Origin of the sequence: Delftia sp. ASV31, from assembly GCF_016428765.1 — a bacterium.
GTDB classification, from domain to species: Bacteria; Pseudomonadota; Gammaproteobacteria; order Burkholderiales; family Burkholderiaceae_C; genus Comamonas; species Comamonas acidovorans.
On the sequence record NZ_JAELTK010000235.1, the window covers coordinates 1 to 382 of the forward strand.

The following is a 382-nucleotide window of genomic DNA, read 5'->3' on the forward strand; positions in this document are numbered from 1 at the left end:
CCTATATCCGCGCCTTTACGGCGCTGCCTGCCAGCATCGCGATCGCCCAGAGCCGCGGCTCCGGCGCGGCCGGCGCCTATGAGGTCACCTTCGGTTCGGCTGCGATGCTGCTGTCGCTGCTGCTCGGCCTGGTCGTCACCGGCGTCCTCGGCGTCTGGCTCGACGAGGGCGCGCTGTTCGGCGGAGCCTTCATCGGGCTGTGGTCGATGCGCGCGCATGTCCGCACGGTCCTGTTGGCCCGCAATCGCCAGATGCTGGTGAGCCTCAGCGATCTCACCTTCACCCTCAGCGGCGCCGCCGGGACCGCCTGGGTGATATGGGACGGCACCCATATCCTCCAGCACACCTTCGCGGTGATGACGGCAGCCAACGCGCTCGGCAT

Annotated in this window: 1 protein-coding gene; it reads left to right on the forward strand. The window is 68.8% G+C overall.

All coding sequences use genetic code 11. The annotated features are described in order from the left end of the window. The coding region (locus JHD82_RS29155) for a hypothetical protein (RefSeq protein WP_199140389.1) at positions 1-382 on the forward strand (382 nt) is incomplete at both ends.